General features: G+C 65.6%; 12 protein-coding genes. 5 read left to right on the top strand and 7 right to left on the bottom strand.

Annotation, left to right across the window (positions count from 1 at the left end; genetic code table 11):
* Positions 1–93: 93 nt before the first annotated feature.
* Positions 94–1,239, bottom strand: a complete 1,146-nt coding sequence (locus N7422_RS06715) for a substrate-binding domain-containing protein (RefSeq protein WP_279805778.1) — start codon at positions 1,237–1,239, stop codon at positions 94–96.
* A 523-nt stretch (positions 1,240–1,762) separates the two neighbouring features.
* The gene (gene mqo, locus N7422_RS06710; RefSeq protein WP_279805777.1) at positions 1,763–3,337 is read right to left on the bottom strand and encodes a malate dehydrogenase (quinone); all 1,575 of its coding nucleotides are present in this window, start codon (positions 3,335–3,337) and stop codon (positions 1,763–1,765) included.
* Positions 3,338–3,524: 187 nt separating this feature from the next.
* On the opposite strand from mqo, the gene N7422_RS06705 reads away from it, so the two are divergent.
* The 3 genes from N7422_RS06705 to N7422_RS06695 all read left to right on the top strand — a co-directional run bounded on the left by N7422_RS06705 (position 3,525) and on the right by N7422_RS06695 (position 7,990).
* Positions 3,525–4,745, top strand: coding sequence for a putative DNA modification/repair radical SAM protein (locus tag N7422_RS06705; RefSeq protein WP_279805776.1), 1,221 nt, complete (start codon positions 3,525–3,527; stop codon positions 4,743–4,745).
* Entirely contained in the window at positions 4,742–5,581 is an 840-nt protein-coding gene (locus tag N7422_RS06700) for a TIGR03915 family putative DNA repair protein (protein ID WP_279805775.1), read from the top strand. Before N7422_RS06705 ends, N7422_RS06700 begins: the two co-directional genes overlap by 4 nt.
* 240 nt (positions 5,582–5,821) lie before the next feature.
* Complete coding sequence (locus N7422_RS06695; protein WP_279805774.1) at positions 5,822–7,990, top strand: TonB-dependent siderophore receptor; 2,169 nt, start codon at positions 5,822–5,824, stop codon at positions 7,988–7,990.
* Between the two features lie 39 nt (positions 7,991–8,029).
* Here the strand turns inward: N7422_RS06695 and N7422_RS06690 are convergent, their stop codons facing one another.
* The 3 genes from N7422_RS06690 to N7422_RS06680 are packed head-to-tail and all read right to left on the bottom strand — an operon-like array spanning position 8,030 to position 10,132.
* Entirely contained in the window at positions 8,030–8,782 is a 753-nt protein-coding gene (locus tag N7422_RS06690) for a helix-turn-helix transcriptional regulator (RefSeq protein WP_279805773.1), read from the bottom strand.
* Positions 8,779–9,579, bottom strand: a complete 801-nt coding sequence (locus N7422_RS06685; protein WP_279805772.1) for an AraC family transcriptional regulator — start codon at positions 9,577–9,579, stop codon at positions 8,779–8,781. Before N7422_RS06685 ends, N7422_RS06690 begins: the two co-directional genes overlap by 4 nt.
* A gap of 10 nt (positions 9,580–9,589) precedes the next feature.
* A complete protein-coding gene (locus N7422_RS06680) occupies positions 9,590–10,132 on the bottom strand; it encodes an XRE family transcriptional regulator (RefSeq protein ID WP_279805771.1) in 543 nt (180 codons plus the stop codon).
* Between the two features lie 152 nt (positions 10,133–10,284).
* Here N7422_RS06680 and N7422_RS06675 point away from each other — a divergent pair, with 152 nt between their 5' ends.
* Both N7422_RS06675 and N7422_RS06670 read left to right on the top strand, forming a co-directional pair.
* Positions 10,285–11,067: an aldolase gene (locus N7422_RS06675; protein ID WP_279805770.1), complete on the top strand. Its 783-nt coding sequence runs from the start codon at positions 10,285–10,287 to the stop codon at positions 11,065–11,067.
* A 33-nt stretch (positions 11,068–11,100) separates the two neighbouring features.
* Positions 11,101–11,994 carry a dihydrodipicolinate synthase family protein gene (locus N7422_RS06670; RefSeq protein WP_279805769.1) on the top strand — a complete coding sequence of 298 codons (894 nt, stop codon included), beginning with the start codon at positions 11,101–11,103 and terminating at the stop codon, positions 11,992–11,994.
* Positions 11,995–12,127: 133 nt separating this feature from the next.
* Here the strand turns inward: N7422_RS06670 and N7422_RS06665 are convergent, their stop codons facing one another.
* Positions 12,128–14,353 (bottom strand): TonB-dependent siderophore receptor, encoded by a 2,226-nt coding sequence (locus N7422_RS06665; RefSeq protein WP_279805768.1) that lies wholly within the window; start codon positions 14,351–14,353, stop codon positions 12,128–12,130.
* A 178-nt stretch (positions 14,354–14,531) separates the two neighbouring features.
* Positions 14,532–15,950 carry a TIGR00366 family protein gene (locus tag N7422_RS06660; RefSeq protein ID WP_279805767.1) on the bottom strand — a complete coding sequence of 473 codons (1,419 nt, stop codon included), beginning with the start codon at positions 15,948–15,950 and terminating at the stop codon, positions 14,532–14,534.
* Positions 15,951–16,024 lie beyond the last annotated feature (74 nt).

Below are 16,024 nucleotides of genomic sequence, written 5' to 3'. Positions count from 1 at the left end.
GACATGAACATGAAAAGGCCCCGGCGGCGCCCGCAGGCACCACCAGGGCCCATGCCCGCACCCCAGGGGTACGGACCGCTGGGGATGGGTGGATTACGAGCGACCGATACCGTTGCACACGTTGCTGTTGGCGATATCCAGGCCTTCGTTGCCTTCGTTGGTCAGGAAGGCTTTCTTGACTTCGGCGGCGAAGGCAGCCGGAACCGGTACGAAGGAGTGGATACCGATGGCCAGGTCGTGGTTGCCGCTGTACAGGTCGTTGAGGAAGCCACGAATGGCGGCGGCGTCGGCGGCGTCCTGGTAGCACTGGCCAACCAGCAGGTTGGTGTAGCCAACGATTGGATAGCCAGTGACAGGAACCGGCTTGTCGGTGGCGCCACGGCCGAAGGTCACAGCCCAGTTGGCCGGTTTGTCACGGTCGGCGGTCGGGGCAACGGCACTTTCCAGGGCAGCCTGGGCGTTGGCGACGGTGGGCAGCTCGGCGGTGCCGGTGGCCAGCTTGCTGACACGGGCAACCTGAGCGTTGTTGGAGGTATCGACGAAATCAGGGCTGACGTAACCGATGGCGCCATCGGTGGCGTTGACGGCGGTGATCACGTCGGCACTGCCGGCCACGCCCTGCCAGGTGCTTGGTTCGGCACCGACGTTGGCGCTGGTGAAGGTGCTGCTGACCGAGAAGGTGGTCGGGCAGGAGTCGTTCAGGAAGCGAGCCAGCAGCTCAGTGGTACCGCTGCTGCCGGAACGGTAGATCACCTTGATCGGGGTAGTGTCGGCGGTGCCGAGCAACTGGCCCCAGGTGGCGATGCTGCCGGAGAACACGCCGCACAGCTGCGAAGCGTTGACCTGCAGGTCGCTGACGCCGTTGCGGTGGTAAGGGATGGTGACGGTGGTACCGACGGCCGGAATCTGGATCAGGTTGCCCCAGGCCGCGGCGCGGTTGGCCGCGTAGGTCGACAGTTCGCTGGCGCTGAGCACCGAGTCGGAACCGGCGAAGTCGACGTTGGTGCCGGCCGGCTGGTTGATCGACGCAGGCGCATTGGTCAGGAAAGCGGTCTTGCCACCGCCGCTGCCCACGCCGGTGTAGCTGAAGCCGCTGGGCAGGATGCCTTCCCAGGTAGCGTTGCCGTTGTACAGCGGCTCAGGCAGGGTGGCCCCGCCACCGACAACAGCAGCCATGGATTGGGCCGAAGCCAGGGTAGCAGCCACCAGGGAGGCGGCGATCACAGTACGCTTAAACATGAAGCAATCTCCTATCGTCGTGTTCATACGTTGAGTGGGTCGCGCATTGCCATGGCACAGGCCGAGCCCCTGTTCCAGAGGGGCTGGCGACCTGTCCACGCAGGCAACATTCGCAGCTTGTGGTGACAGCCAGAGGAAAAAACATCGGGAGTTCGGCAGGGAAAAGCTCGGGTGTCGCGGGGTGGTTTTTGCGCTTGCGACAGCGTCGCCAGGCGCCCGGACAGACGATGCGGGAGCGATCGCTCCGGAGGATGGCGGACGAAGCACTCGGGAGCTTGGTCAGCGAAGAGAAAAAGAATCCGTCAGTGTCGAGTGGTTCACAGCGCCTGGGGCGTCATATCGCCGATGCGATTTACCCGCGAAGCAGGCGACGCGGTACCTGGCACCGGCTGCGCCGGTGTTCGCGGGCAAGCCCGCTCCCACAGGATACGCGCCGCTTTGACGCTAAGCGCCGTACCTGTGGAGCGAACCCTGCGACCGCGCTGACCTCAAGTCATGTGCTGCACCCGTGGCTGCTGGCCATTCAGGGTGCGGCCACCTCGCTGGGCGTGGCCAGTTGCAGGACCTCGCTGGTGTAGGCCCACTCTTGCTGGACCTTGTCCGGATGCTCGTTCAGGCGAATGCCATAGGACGGGATGATCTGCTTGATCTTCGCTTGCCACTCAGGCGTGGCCACCTTGTCCTTGAACACCTTGTTCAGCAGGTCGAGCATGATCGGTGGCGCGGTCGAGGCACCCGGCGATGCCCCCAGCAATCCGGCGATGCTGCCATCCTTGGAGGTCACCACCTCGGTACCCAGCTTCAGCACCCCGCCCTGGTTCTCGTCCTTCTTGATGATCTGCACCCGCTGGCCGGCCTGCCACAGACGCCAGTCTTCCTTCTTCGCTTCGGGGAAGTAGGTCTGCAGCGCGGCGAAGCGGTCGTCGTCGGACTGCATCAGCTGGCCGATCAGGTACTGCACCAGATCGAACTCACGCACCCCGACCCGCACCATCGGCCAGGTGTTGTGCAGCGACATGCTGGCGAACAGGTCGAGCAGCGAGCCTTCCTTGAGGAACTTGGTGGAGAAGGTGGCGAACGGTCCGAACAGGATCATGCGCTTGCCGTCCAGCACCCGGGTGTCCAGGTGCGGCACCGACATGGGCGGCGCGCCGGTGGCGGCGATGCCGTAGGCCTTGGCCATGTGGCGCTGGGCGATCGTCGGGTTGTCGGTGACCAGGAACGAGCCGCCCACCGGGAACCCGGCATAGTCCTTGGCCTCGTCGATGCCTGATTTCTGCAGCAACGGCAACGCGGCGCCGCCGGCACCGATGAACAGGAACTTGGCGTCGGTGGCGGACGTGCTGCCGTCCTTGAGGTTCTTGTATTCGACGTGCCAGCTGCCGTCGTCGTTGCGGGTGATGTTTTCCACCTCACTGGACAGCTTGAGGTCGAAGTTGGGCCGAGTCTGCAGGTAGCCCACATACTGGCGGGTGATCTCGCCGAAGTTGACGTCGGTGCCGATGGGCGTCCAGGTCACCGCGAGTTTCTGGTTGGGGTCGCGCCCTTCCATCATCAGCGGTACCCACTTGGCGATCTGCACAGGGTCCTCGGAATACTGCATGGGCTTGAACAGCGGGCTGGTCTGCAGCGCTTCGTAGCGTTTCCTGAGGAAGCGGATGTTATCGTCGCCCCAGACGAAGCTCATGTGCGGCGTGGTGTTGATGAACGACCGTGGGTTCTTCAGCACGCCCTGCTTCACCTGCCAGGCGAGGAACTGACGGGTGATCTGGAACGACTCGTTGATCTCCACCGCCTTGCTGATGTCGATCTTGCCGTCCTTCTCCGGCGTGTAGTTGAGCTCGGCCAGCGCCGAGTGGCCAGTGCCGGCGTTGTTCCAGCCGTTGGAGCTCTCCTCGGCCACCTTGTCCAGGCGCTCGACCATCTCCATCGACCAACCCGGTTCCAGCTCGTTGAGCCAGACCGCCAGCGTGGAACTCATGATGCCGCCCCCCACCAGCAACACATCCACGCGCTTGCTGTCCGCGGCGTGGGCGTGGAGCCCCAGGGCCAGGGTAAGGGCCGCCACCGCCCATTTAGGCTTGTTCTTGATGTTCATGTGCTCTCCCGTGTTCGACATTCCGTGCGCCTGCGGGATCAAGCTTAGCCGAGCGATCCGCTCGGGTATCGTTGCCGTGTTTTTTATTGCCAATCCACCCTGGCGTCGCCTTGCCCTGACAACAGGCGCTTGCCATCATCCCAATCTCGAAATACTGTATGAATATTCAGTATTTCGGTGCCTTCCCATGCAACTGATCGCCAAGCTCGGCATCCTCGCCGACGCTGCCAAGTACGATGCGTCCTGCGCCAGCAGCGGTGCGCCCAAACGCAGTTCCCGCGGCCGCGACGGAATCGGCGCCACCGATGGCACCGGCATCTGCCACAGCTACACACCCGACGGCCGCTGTGTATCGCTGCTCAAGGTACTGCTGACCAATTTCTGCCTGTACGACTGCCAGTACTGCGTCAACCGCCGCTCCAGCAATGTGCCGCGGGCCCGTTTCAGCCCGGAGGAAGTGGTGCGCGTGACCCTGGACTTCTACCGGCGCAACTGCATCAGCGGGCTGTTCCTGAGCTCAGGCATCATCCGCTCGCCCGACTACACCATGGAGCAGCTGATCCGGGTGGCGCGCCTGTTGCGCGAAACCCATGACTTTCGCGGCTACATTCACCTCAAGACCATCCCCGACGCCGACCCGCTGCTGATCGAGCAGGCCGGGCGCCTGGCCGATCGCCTGAGCGTGAACATCGAACTGCCGACCGATGCCAGTCTCGAGCGCCTGGCGCCGGAAAAGCGCGCCAGCACCATCCGCCGGGCCATGGGGGTGATCCACCACGGCCAGCAGTCGGTGGCGGGCGAACCCAGGGCCCCTCGCTTCACGCCCGCCGGGCAGAGCACCCAGGTCATCGTCGGCGCCGATGCCACCGACGACAGCACGCTGCTGCGCAACGCCCAGGCGCTGTATCAGGATTACGGCCTCAAGCGCGTCTACTACTCCGCCTTCAGTCCGATCCCCGACAGCCCCTCCAGTGTCCCGCTGGCCGCCCCGCCGCTACTGCGCGAGCATCGTCTGTACCAGGCCGACTTCCTGCTGCGCGGCTATGGCTACAGCGCCGGCGAACTGCTCGGCGACACCGGCAACCTGGCCCTGGACATCGATCCCAAGCTGGCCTGGGCCCTGGCCAATCGCGAGGTGTTTCCACTCGATGTCAACCGCGCGGACCCCGCGCTGCTGGCGCGCATCCCGGGGATCGGGCTGCGCAGCGTGCAGCGCATGGTGGCCCTGCGCCGCGAACGACGTATCCGCTATGACGACCTGATCCAGTTGCGCTGTGTACTGGAGAAAGCCCGGCCCTTCGTCGTCACCAGCGATTACCGCCCAGCCCAGGCCGAGCTGCGCAGCGGCCTGCTGCGCGCACGCCTGCGCGAACCCCAGGCGCCGGTGCAGATGGGGTTGTGGGGATGATCGCGCTGGACTGCGCCGATCACTTCGCCACCTGGCGTGAGCAAGCCCGCGCGCTGCTCGGCCATGGCATCGACCCGGCCGAGGTGACCTGGAGCCAGGGCCCGATCGACGATCTGCTGGCCCAGCCCACGCCGTTGCCCGAAGGCCCGGGCCCGTTCCGCGCCCGCGTGCCGGCAGCGCTGCTGGCCCAACTCGAACAGGCCGCACGCTTTCGCGGCGAACAGCGCTGGAACCTGCTGTACGAAGTGCTCTGGCGCGTCGCCCACGGTGACCGTACCGCAATGCTTGCCGGTGACCGCCTGGGCAGCGAACTGCAACGGCGCATCCGTCAGGTCGGCCGCGAGGCCCACCACCTGCATGCTTTCGTGCGCTTCGTACCGCTGCCCGAGGCCCTCGCCGAGCGCCTGCAACTGGACCTGGTGGCCTACCACGAACCGGCGCACGACGTGCTCGACAGCGCCAGCGGGCATTTCGCCGAGCGCCTGGGGCGCCAGCGCTGGCTGATCGCGACGCCCACCGACGGCATTCGTCACGATGGCCAGGCCCTCGATTATCGGCGTCGCTGCCCCGATGAGTGGCGCCAGTGGGCGCTCAACGCCGAGGACCCGGGTGCCGAACTGTGGCTGGCCTACTACCGGCACACCTTCAACCCGGCGCGCGTCAACCCCGACGCGTTGCGTCAGCACCTGCCTGCGCGGTTCTGGCGCAATCTGCCCGAGGGGCCGCTGATCCCCGAGCTGGTCGGGCAGGCGCGCCAGGGCAAGCAACGTGACGGGCAAGCCCGTGAAGTGGCGCTGCAACGCGGCAAGCAGGTGGTCGGCAGAACAGGCGGATAGGCCCACACCAAGCGGGAGCGACGGCCTTGCATGATGGCCAGGACTGACACGTTTGCTGGCGGGCCGGCCTTGTGTCACGAAAGGCCTGCGTATGGCTCTGTCGCCAAAGATATTCACTTGAGTGTATTTCGTGAAAATCTTGTCAAATTAATATCCATTCAGACTGTTACAGATCCGATATTCCTGACAAACTTATTGCTAATCATTCTCATAATTACTAGCAACAAGGACACGTCAGGCATGTCACCGCTCGCTGCGCCCCACCGCTTCACGCCCACGCACAACCTGCTGGCCATGGCCATCTGCATGGCCAGCCTCAGCCCCGCCATCGCCGCCGAGCAGCCGCCAGGCGAGGCACCGGCGGTGCTCGAGCTGGGCGCCACCGCCATCAACGACAGCAGCCTGGGCAGCACCACCGAAGGGTCGCGGTCCTACACCACCGGCACCATGTCGACCGCCACCAAGCTGCCCCTGAGCATGCGCGAAACCCCGCAGGCGGTGACCGTGATCACCCGCCAGCGCATGGACGACCAGGGCATGACCAGCATCAACGACGTGGCCAGGTACACCCCGGGCCTGTTCCTCAACCAATCCAGCGGCCCAGGCCGGCAGTCCTACACCGCCCGCGGCTTCGACGTCGACAACATCATGTACGACGGCATCCCCAGCGCCTACACCGGTTGGGTGGTCGGTGCCCAGCCGAACCTGGCGATGTTCGACCGGGTGGAAGTGGTGCGCGGCTCCACCGGCCTGGTGACCGGCGCCGGTACGCCATCGGCGGCGATCAACCTGGTGCGCAAGCGACCGCTGGCCGAGCAGAAGGTCACCCTCACCGGTGCCGCCGGCAGCTGGGACAACTACCGCGGCGAACTCGACGCCTCCAGCCCGCTCAACGACAGCGGCACCCTGCGCGGTCGGGTGGTGACGTCGTACCGCGACGCCAACAGCTTCCGCGATGGCCAGGAGGAAGATCACGGGCTGTTCTACGCCGTGACCGAGGCCGACCTGGGCGAGGACACCACCCTCACCCTCGGCCTCTCCCACCAGAAGGACAAGACCAACTTCTTCTGGGGCGCGATCCCCACCGACCTCAACGGCCATCACCTGGACGTGTCGCGCTCGTACAACCCGGCCACCGACTGGGAGTCCAAGGACCAGGAGATCAACACCCTGTTCGCCGAGCTGCGCCAGCGCCTGGCCAACGACTGGAAGCTGCAGGTCAACGCCACCTACAGCGAGCAGAACGCGCTGTTCCGCGGCTCCTACCAATCGCGCTGGAACGCCGCCAAGACCTTGAGCCGAACGGTGTACCAGTCGGCGCACGACGAAAACCAGCTGGGGCTCGACACCTTCGCCAGCGGCCCGTTCCAGGCCTTCGGCCGCACCCACGAACTGGTGCTCGGCGCCAGCAAGCGCCTGTACGACATGAACGAGCGCAACTACAGCCCGTACGACACCAACTACCCGCTGAGCAGCGGCAAGCCGAACTTCCTGCATACCTCGAACAACCGCCACGTCATCGACCAGGACGGCGTCTACGCCACCACTCGCCTGAGCCTGGCCGACCCGCTCAAGCTGATCCTCGGCGGGCGCCTGGACTGGTACGACTACGACCAGCGCGACAACGACGCCGGCGACTACAAGGTGACCCGCAAGGTCACCCGCTATGGCGGCCTGATCTACGAACTGGACGACCATCACTCGGTCTACGCCAGCTACACCGACATCTTCACCCCGCAGGACGGCCGCGACACTTCCGGCAAGCCGGTCACTCCGATCGTCGGCAAGAACTACGAGGTCGGCATCAAGGGCGAGTACTTCGATGGCGCGCTCAACGCCAGCCTGGCGGTGTTCCGCATCGATCAGGAAAACCGCCAGGTCGAGGTGGGCGTAGCGAACTGCCCGCAGATGACCTGCTACGCCGCCTCCGGCGAAGTGCGCAGCCAGGGTATCGACTTCGAGCTGCAAGGGGCGTTGACCGAACAATGGCAGATCGGCGCCGGCTACACCTATGCCCGCGTGCACACGGTCAAGGACGACAAGAATCCGGCCAGCATCAACAAGCCGCTCAACCCCGATACCCCCGAGCACCAGTTCAAGCTGTTCACCACCTACCGTTTCCAGGGGCCGCTGGAGAAACTGCGAGTCGGTGGCGGCGTCACCTGGCAGAGCCGCATGTACAACGACATCGCTCTGAGCGACGGCAACTACCGCCTGGTCCAGGGCGCCTACGCCGTCACCGACCTGATGGCCGGCTACCAGGTCAGCCAGCACCTGGACCTGCAATTGAACGCCAACAACGTCTTCGACAAGCACTATTACTCGTCGATCTCCAAGTCGGTGGACTACGGTGGCGACACCTTCGGTGATCCGCGCAACTTCATGCTCACCGCCAAATACAGCTTCTGACCTCTGTCGGCGCACGGACGCGCCACTCGCCTCGCGAGCCTACCAGCGCTCGACCATCCTGCCGAAATACACCGCCGGCGAGACCCCGAGCGTGCGCCGGAACATCGCGCTGAACGCACTGGGGCTGTCGTAGCCCAGGTCCAGCGCCACCTCCAGCACCGATTGCCCCGCAGCCAGGGCATCGAGGCTGGCCAGCAGACGCATGCGCCGCAACCATTGCACCAGGCTCAGTCCGGTCTCGCGCTGGAACGCGCGGGTCAGCGTGCGTGGGTTCAAGCCACTGTGGGCCGCCGCGCGGGCCAGGCTCCAGTCCTCGGCCGGGGCCTGGCGCAAGGCGTCGCACAGGACCTGAAGGTGCGCAGAGTGCGGGCTGGGCACATGCAGGGCGAACACTGGCAAGACACGGATTTCATCGAGGATCAGTTGCATGATTCGCCCATCGCGGCCCTGGGGCGGGTGGTCGGGGGCGATATCCATGGCGCGGATGATCAGCTCGCGCAACAGCGGCGAAATCTCGATCACCTGGCACTGAAGCGGCAGGTCGGGGCGCGCGTCGGAGTCGACGAACAGCGTGCGCATACGTACCACGCCGGCCATGCGCAGCTCGTGCTCGGTCGCCGCCGGCACCCAGACGCCACGCCCGGGCGGCACCACCCAGCTGCCCTCGCGGGCATTGACCGTGACCACGCCGCTGATGGCGTGGATCAGCTGGGCACGGTCATGGCAATGCGGCGCGATGTGCTCGCCGTGGCGGTAGTTCTCGGCCAGCGGCAGGATGATCGGGCGGCTCATCGGTTTGACCGTGGCGCTGCGCGGCGATAAACCCCCGGCGTCACCGCCAGGTGCCGCTTGAATGTCCGCTGCAGGTGCGCCTGGTCGGCGAACCCCGACTCCAGCGCCACCTCGGCGATCGGCCGCCCCTGACGCAGCTGAGCCCGGGCATGCTGTACCCGCTGGTCGAGCAGGTAAGCATGCGCAGACAACCCGAAACGCTTGCCGAACGCGCGAGTCAGGTAACCCTGGGACAATCCGGCCGCGGCACAGATGTCGTCCAGCGTCAGCGGGTCCAGGCAATGCGCGCGGATGAACGCCGCCGCCCTGTCCAGACACGCATGCGCCGCTTCAGGAGCCTTTGGCGGCAGGTCCAGATGCGCCGGCAGGCCCTCGAAGAAGGCGGCCAGGTGCGCCTGCTTGTCGAAGGCCGTGACATGGGCGTCGAGCAGCTCGGCGAACAGCTCCAGCAACCGGCCATACAGCGCCGGCGACCAGCTCAGGGTCGCCTCGGGCAGCACGAAGTCGCGCTCGTTCAACCACGGCATGTCGACGAACAGCATCAGGTACGACCAGGGCTCGCCCTGGATCGGGTTGCAGCTGTGCACCACGCCGGGCTTCATCAGCACCGTGGCCCCCGCCGCCACCTCATGCTGGACATCCCCCGTGAGGTAGGTACTGCGCCCCCCTGTGATCACACCGAGGGAAAAGCTTGCGTGGGAATGCGCGGCGTAGCACACCTGGCGCCCGTCACCCACGCGCCGCGCTTCGACGAAGGGCAATGCCGGATCGCGCCAGAACCGCGAGACCTCGATCATCGCCCTGCCCTCACCCTTCGCCGCCCTGCACCACCACCAGCAACTGCGCCTGGCGCTCGCCCACCGAGCGCAGGCGATGGGGGGTCTGGGCATTGAAATGCAGGGCATCGCCGGCCTCCAGCAGCACCCGCTCGCTCATGAAGTCCACTTCCACCTGGCCTTCGTGAACGAACAGAAATTCCTCGCCTTCGTGTTCCTTGAATGTCGGGTCAGTGAACTCGGTCGGAGGCTGGATCAGGAACGGCAACAGGCTACGCCGGCCGACCTGCGAGGTCAGCACCGCATAACCTGGCCCTTCGCCGCTGCCCACCAGCGCCTGGCGCTCGCCGCGGCGCACCAGGCTGTAGCGCGCCTGGTCGGCGTGCTCGGCGTCGAACAGCTCCTCGACATTGACGTTCAGCGCCCGTGCCAGCTTCAGCGCGGCAGCGATGGACGGCGTGTTCAGGCCTCGCTCGACCTTGGACAGGTAGCTCTTGGTCATGCCGGACTTCTCGGCCAGCTGCTCAAGGGTGATGCCCAGTTTCTTTCTCAACAGTTTCAGTCGGATAGACATGTAACGCAGGTTTCCCGAACAAACGCACTTGCTTATGACACTTTGTGTCATATAGGATTATTTGTGTCATTTGGTTGACCGCCCCTCCACCGTCCAAGCAGCGGGGCGGGCCAGCCATGACACCCATCATCACGTCACAGAGGACTGAGCCCATGGCCACTACCCTGACACTCGGCAAAGACCAGTTGGTGCAAAAGGCGCTGACGCAGATGCAAGGCTCGCTCGCGGATAATACGTGGACTGTGCGCGAAAAGCTGGCCCTGACCTGCCGAATTCTGTTCGACCACGGCCACGACTCCGGTCTGGCCGGGCAGATCAGCGCCCGCGGCCCGCAACCCGGTACTTTCTACACCCAGCAACTGGGCCTGGGCTTCGACGAGATCACCGCCGGCAACCTGCTGCTGGTCAACGAAGACCTCGAGGTGCTGGAGGGCGAAGGCATGCCCAACCCGGCCAACCGCTTCCATAGCTGGGTGTACCGCGCCCGCCCCGACGTCAACTGCATCATCCACACCCACCCCACCCATGTCGCGGCACTGTCGATGCTGGAAGTGCCATTGGTGGTCTCGCACATGGACCTGTGCCCGTTGTACGAGGACTGCGCGTTCCTCGAGGCCTGGCCAGGGGTGCCGGTGGGCAACGAGGAAGGCGAGATCATCAGCGCCGCGCTCGGCGACAAGCGCGCCATCCTGCTCTCGCACCACGGCCAGCTGTCCACCGGCACCAGCATCGAACAGGCCTGCGTGTACGCCCAGTTGATCGAGCGCGCCGCGCGCCTGCAGTTGCTGGCCATGGCCGCTGGCACCATCAAGCCGATCGCCCCGGAGCTGGGCCGTGACGCCCACGACTGGATCGACCGGCCCAAGCGCCATGGCGCCGCGTTCAACTATTTTGCCCGACAGGCCCTGCGCGCCCACGCCGACTGCCTGAACTGATCCCTGAATGCCTTGCTTGCGGAGCCTAAAACCATGACCACTGAATTCCACGGCATCATCGGCTACACCATCACCCCGTTCAGCCAGGACGGCGAACAGCTCGATCTGCCCGCCCTCGGCCAGTCCATCGACCGCCTGATCGACGGCCAGGTCCAGGCCATCGCCCCGCTGGGCAGCACCGGCGAAGGCGCTTATCTGAGCGACAGCGAATGGCAGCGGGTCGCCCAGTACAGTCTCGAGCGCATCGGCAAGCGCGTGCCGAGCATCGTCAGCGTCTCCGACCTGACCACCGCTGGCGCCGTGCGCCGCGCCCGCTTCGCCCAGCAGCATGGCGCCGATGCGGTGATGGTGCTGCCCGCGGCCTACTGGAAGCTCGGCGAAGCCGAGATCCTCGAGCACTACCGCGCCATCGGCGCCGCCGTCGATATCCCGATCATGCTCTACAACAACCCGGCCACCAGCGGCACCGACATGCCGGTGGAGCTGATCCTGCGCATCGTGCGCGAGGTCGACAACGTGACCATGGTCAAGGAGAGCACCGGCGACATCCAGCGCATGCACAAGCTGCAGCTGCTCGGCGAGGGCCAGGTACCGTTCTACAACGGTTGCAACCCGCTGGCGCTGGAGGCCTTCGTCGCGGGCGCCAAGGGCTGGTGCACGGCGGCGGCCAACCTGATCCCCAGCTTGAACCAGCGGCTGTACCAGGCGGTGCTGGCGGGCGAGCTGGAACAGGCCAGGGCGCTGTTCTACCGCCAACTGCCGTTGCTGGACTTCATCCTCAAGGGTGGCTTGCCGGCGACCATCAAGGCCGGCCTGGGCATGACCGGGTTGCCGGTGGGTGAGCCTCGGCGGCCGGTGTTCGGGTTGGACGAACCCGGCCGGGTGAAGCTCGAGGCGCTGCTCGAGGCGTTGTCACAAGGGAGCTAGCGCGGCTTCGCCGGCCACCCCCGCTCCCACGGCAGCAGCGCAGCTGCGACTCCTGTGGGAGCGGCTTCAACCGCGAACACCTGCGCAGCAGGTGCCAGGCTGCGAGCCGCCTGCGTCGCGCGCGATCACGGTCCTACAGTTTCCAGTCCAGGCTCACCATCAACGTGCGCGGCTGGCCCATGTACACCCCGTTGTAGAAGCCGACGTTGTTGAAGTAGTGCTGGTCGAACAGGTTCTTCACGTTCAGCGACGCCGACAGGTGCTCGTCGAACTGGTAGCGTCCCATCAGCCCGACCACGGCGAAGGCATCCTGGGTCATGCGCCCCGGGGTGGTGACGATGTTGCCGTCGGCGTCGCGGCCCACCGGGCGTCGGCCCGTGCCGAAGGTGTCGCTCTGCCAGTCGAGCGTGCCGCCGACGGTCAGCTTCGGCTGCAGCTTGTAGGTGGTGGAGAAGCGCACCAGGTTCAGCGGCCGCTCGGTGTTCTTGCGGGTCTTGTCGGCGCGGCTGGCATGGGTGTAGCTGTACCCCAGGCTCATCTGCCAGTCCGTCATCACCTCGCCGGCCAGCTCGGCCTCGAAGCCCTCGACCACCACGCCCTTGCCGCCCGACTTGTAGTACTGCTCGCCATTGGGCCCCAAGGGCACCGAATCGTCGATTTCCGGCACGTTGTCCTGCTTGCTGCGGTACACCGCGGTGCTCAGGTTGGCGCGGTCGTCGAACAGGCTGCCCTTCAGGCCGATCTCGTACACCTTGCCAACCACCGGCTCCAGGTACTTGCGATTGACGTCACGCACATCCTGGGGCTGGAAGATGTCGGTGTAGCTCGCATACACGGTGTATTGCTCGGTGAGGTCGTAGAGCACGCCGGCATAGGGCGTCCACTGGTCGTTGTGGGTCTGGGAGCTGGTCGACACGCCCGTTAAGACCAGGTTCTCGTCGTAGCGCCACTCGCGGCTTCGGGTCTCCCAGCTGCCGTAGCGGCTGCCCAGCACGAAGTGCAATCGGTCGGTGGGATTGAGGCGCGTGGCGATGTAGCCAGCCTTCTGGCGGGTTTCATCGCGCGAGCCATCCAGGCCCGTGGACGGGTCATGGAACTTGGCGATCGAGCTCAGGTACTTCCAGTCCGGGATCTTGCCGTAGTCGGCGGGCACCACCGGATCGAGCAGGTAAGGTGAGTCGTTGCGGCGTTCGGACTCGCCGTAGCCGACCATGAAGTCGTGGCGGCGGCCGAACAGTTGATAAGGGCCGGCCAGGTTCAGGTCGACGGCGGTCATCTTCTCCTCGCCGGAGAAATGGCTGTACCAGGCGCCCATGCCGCTGCGGTCGGCGGCGGGGAAGCCCGCCCCGCCGTAATAGACCTTGCCGTCGCTGTCGCTCCAGCGATGGGTAAGGGCCGCCTTGAGCAGCCAGTCGTTGCCCAGGTTCTGGTCCAGGGTGGCGAACAGCGTCTGGTCCTTGAGCGGCCAGGACGACCATGGCGCGGCCATGTTGGTCGAGCGTGGCAGGTTGGCCTTGCCGCCGTCGGCGTTCCAGTACGGCACGGTGCCCCAGGAGGCGCCCTGCACATGCTTGTTCTGGTAGTCGTAGCCCACCGCCAGCACGGTGCTGTCGCTCAGGTCCGCCTCGAGAATGCCGTAGGCCACCTCGCGCTGGCTGGCGTAGTGGTCCATGAACGATTTGCTGTCACGGTAGGCCAGCACCGTGCGTCCGCGCAGGCGGCCATCCCAGCCCAGCGGCCCGCCGACATCGACGTAGCTGTGGTAGTCGTCATGGCTGCCGGCAGTCACCCCGCTCTGTACCGCCAGCTGCGCGGTCGGGCGCTTGCGCACCATGGCGATGGTCCCGGACGGGTCGCCGGCCCCGGTGGTCAGGCCGGTGGCGCCGCGCACCACTTCGATGCGGTCGTAGATGATGGTGTCCGAGTCGGACTTGAGCCCGGCGAAGGTGTTGAGCATCCCGTCGACCTGGAAGTTGTTGATCTCATAGCCACGGGAATAGTAAGCCGGCCGCTCCGAGTCGCGGCGCTGTACGGTGACACCGGTGACGCGGCCCATCGCTTCGGAAAGCGTGCCAAGCTGGAAATCGTCGAGCTGCTGGCGGGTCAGCACCGACACCGATTGCGGGGTGTCCTTGATCGACAGGTTAAGCCGCGTCGCCGCGCTCATGCTACCGGTGGTGTAGGAGCCGGTGTGCTCTGTGGTGCTGCCCAGGCCCAGGGCGAAGATTTCGGTGGAACCGAGTTCCAGGGCCTCGCCTTCAGGCCTGGGCTCGGTCTGCTCGGCCAGCGATAGCGGGCTGGCCACGGTGGCACACAGGCCCAGGGTGAGGGTCATGGAACGGCTGATGGGCGCGAACATCGCTGCCTTTCTCCTTGTTCGTTTCGATGAAGTCCATTGACTGCCGGCAGGCGGCATTCACATGAAAACGAATCTCGTTTGAGATTCATTATCGATTTATCATCAGAACGTAAAGAAAGGGGGGCTTCGCGTGGGATGAGGCCCTTTCACTCGCCAATAAGCGAAAGGGCCTACAGGGTCACGGCATCACGGGCGGCACGTACTGCAAGGTCGTGCCCAGCGCCCACAGCAACACCAGCACCAGGGGCACGTGCACCAGCAACTGCACGAACGAGAAGCCGATCAGGTCGCGTGCCTTCAGCCCCAGCACGCCCAGCAGCGGCAGCATGTAGAACGGGTTGATCAGGTTCGGCAGCGCCTCGGCGGCGTTGTAGATCTGCACCGCCCAGCCCAGGTGGTACTGCAGGTCGTTGGCCACCAGCATCACGTACGGCGCCTCGATGATCCACTTGCCACCGCCGGAGGGGATGAAGAAGCCGAGCACCGCCGAGTACACGCCCATCAGCAGCGCATAGGTGTCATGGGTGGCGATCTGGGTGAAGAACAGCGAGATATGGTGGGCCAGGGTCTCGCCGTCGCCCCCCTTGACCTGGGTGAGGATGGCGGCGATCGAGCCATACAGCGGGAACTGGATCAGCACCCCGGTGGTGGTCGGCACGGCGCGGGCCACGGCGTCGAGAAAGCTACGTGGACGCCAGTGCAGCAAGGCGCCGAGCATGATGAACAGCAGGTTGTAGGTGTTCAGCCCGGAAATCGCGGTGATCGCAGGCTTGGTGGCGAACTCCTGGTACAACCAGCCAGCGGCCAGGGCCACCAGCAGCAGGATCAGGATCGGGCTGTATTCAAGCCACTCGCCCGGACGCGTGCGCTGTGGCGAAGGCGGCGCGGTGAAGCTCGGGTCGACGCCGCAGTCCTGCGCGCTACGGGCGCTGTTCGGCCCGGGGGCGGTGGCATAGGCGACGATCAGCGAAACGATCACCAGCGCGGCCAGCATCACGCCGGACTGCCAGAGGAAGATGGTTTCGGTGAACGGGATCACCCCGGTGATCGACAGGATCGACGGCGGCAGGCTGGCCGGGTTGGCCTGCAGCTGCGCGGCCGAGGAAGACAGGCCCAGGGCCCAGACCGCGCCCAGGCCCAGGTAGGCCGCGGCGCCGGCGGCGCGGTAATCCATCTTCAGGTCGGTGCGACGCGCCAGGGCGCGTACCAGCAGGCCGCCGAACACCAGCGACAGCCCCCAGTTGAGCAGCGAGGCGAGCATCGAGATCAGGGCCACCCAGCACACCGCCGAGCGACCGTTCTTCGGCAAGCGCGCGAGGCGGTCGATCAGGCGCGCGGCGGGTGGCGAACTGGCCACCACGTAGCCGCCGATGACCACGAAGGCCATCTGCATGGTGAACGGGATCAGGCTCCAGAAACCATCGCCGAAAGCCTTGGCGGTGTCGGTCGGCTTGCCGCCCATGACCAGGGCGCCGAGCGATACCAGCATGACGGCCAGGGCGGCGAACACCCAGGAGTCGGGGAACCAGCGTTCGGCCCAGTTGGAGCAGCGCAGGGCAAAACGGGCGGAGCGGCTATCTTGGATTTCAGCGGCCACGATGTTTTTCCTTTTTTGGTTTTATTGGTGGATTTTTCAACAGGTATTGCAAAACCCCTGTAGGAGCGGCCTTG

It is taken from the genome of Pseudomonas sp. GD04091 (genome assembly GCF_029836165.1).
GTDB lineage: Bacteria > Pseudomonadota > Gammaproteobacteria > Pseudomonadales > Pseudomonadaceae > Aquipseudomonas.
The sequence above is the reverse complement of the archived record's forward strand: the minus strand, read 5'-3'. Positions and strand labels throughout refer to the sequence as shown.

Coding starts and splice junctions, on each gene's coding strand:
- N7422_RS06670 (WP_279805769.1), top strand. CDS start 11,101: ATGACCACTGAATTCCACGGCATCATCGGCTACACCATCACCCCGTTC.
- N7422_RS06695 (WP_279805774.1), top strand. CDS start 5,822: ATGTCACCGCTCGCTGCGCCCCACCGCTTCACGCCCACGCACAACCTG.
- N7422_RS06700 (WP_279805775.1), top strand. CDS start 4,742: ATGATCGCGCTGGACTGCGCCGATCACTTCGCCACCTGGCGTGAGCAA.
- N7422_RS06665 (WP_279805768.1), bottom strand. CDS start 14,353: ATGTTCGCGCCCATCAGCCGTTCCATGACCCTCACCCTGGGCCTGTGT.
- N7422_RS06690 (WP_279805773.1), bottom strand. CDS start 8,782: ATGAGCCGCCCGATCATCCTGCCGCTGGCCGAGAACTACCGCCACGGC.
- mqo (WP_279805777.1), bottom strand. CDS start 3,337: ATGAACATCAAGAACAAGCCTAAATGGGCGGTGGCGGCCCTTACCCTG.
- N7422_RS06685 (WP_279805772.1), bottom strand. CDS start 9,579: ATGATCGAGGTCTCGCGGTTCTGGCGCGATCCGGCATTGCCCTTCGTC.
- N7422_RS06715 (WP_279805778.1), bottom strand. CDS start 1,239: ATGTTTAAGCGTACTGTGATCGCCGCCTCCCTGGTGGCTGCTACCCTG.
- N7422_RS06680 (WP_279805771.1), bottom strand. CDS start 10,132: ATGTCTATCCGACTGAAACTGTTGAGAAAGAAACTGGGCATCACCCTT.
- N7422_RS06675 (WP_279805770.1), top strand. CDS start 10,285: ATGGCCACTACCCTGACACTCGGCAAAGACCAGTTGGTGCAAAAGGCG.
- N7422_RS06705 (WP_279805776.1), top strand. CDS start 3,525: ATGCAACTGATCGCCAAGCTCGGCATCCTCGCCGACGCTGCCAAGTAC.